This window comes from Burkholderia sp. SR8 (assembly GCF_052851275.1).
In genome coordinates this window covers 1-751 of the sequence record NZ_JAULUC010000077.1, presented here as the reverse complement: position 1 = coordinate 751, position 751 = coordinate 1, and the positions used below count along the sequence as shown (strand labels likewise).

Genomic DNA, 751 nt, shown 5'->3' with positions numbered 1-751 from the left:
TCGCGCTTCACGCGCTCGACGATGCCCTCGTCGCGCAGCAGCTTCAGGTTCGCGACCGCGACGGCCGCCGCGACCGGATGCCCCGAATACGTGAGGCCGTGATTGAATTCGCCGTTCTCGATGATCGGGCGCGCGACGCGTTCGTGAATGCCGACCGCGCCCATCGGCACGTACCCGGACGTCAGGCCCTTCGCCATCGTGATCAGGTCCGGCTCGAAGCCGAAGTGCTGGTGCGCGAACCATTCGCCGGTGCGGCCGAAGCCGCCGATCACTTCGTCGGCGACGAGCAGGATGTCGTACTTGCGGCAGATCCGCTGGATTTCCGGCCAGTACGTCGACGGCGGGAAGATCACGCCGCCCGCGCCCTGGAACGGCTCGCCGATGAACGCGGCGACGTTCTCCGCGCCGAGTTCGAGGATCTTCGCCTCGAGCTGCTGCGCACGCGCGAGGCCGAATGCTTCCGGCGTCTCGCCCGCTTGCGCTTCGCCGAAGAAATACGGCTGGTCGATATGCACGATGTGCTCGACCTTCGACGGCATCTGCTCGTGCATGTAGCCCATCCCGCCGAGCGTGCCGCCGGCGATCGTCGAGCCGTGATAGCCGTTCCTGCGCGAGATCACGTATTTCTTCTGCGGCTGGCCCTGCACGCGCCAGTACTGGTGCACGAGTCGCAGCACGGTGTCGTTGCCTTCCGAGCCGCTGTTGCAATAGAAGAAATGGTTGAAGCCGGCAGGCGTCACTTCCGCGAGCA

General features: G+C 65.8%; 1 protein-coding gene. It reads right to left on the bottom strand.

Translation table 11 applies throughout. The features are described from left to right. Nucleotides 1-751: aminotransferase class III-fold pyridoxal phosphate-dependent enzyme (locus tag Q3A80_RS31880; RefSeq protein WP_446332747.1), on the bottom strand; the 751-nt coding region annotated here is incomplete at both ends.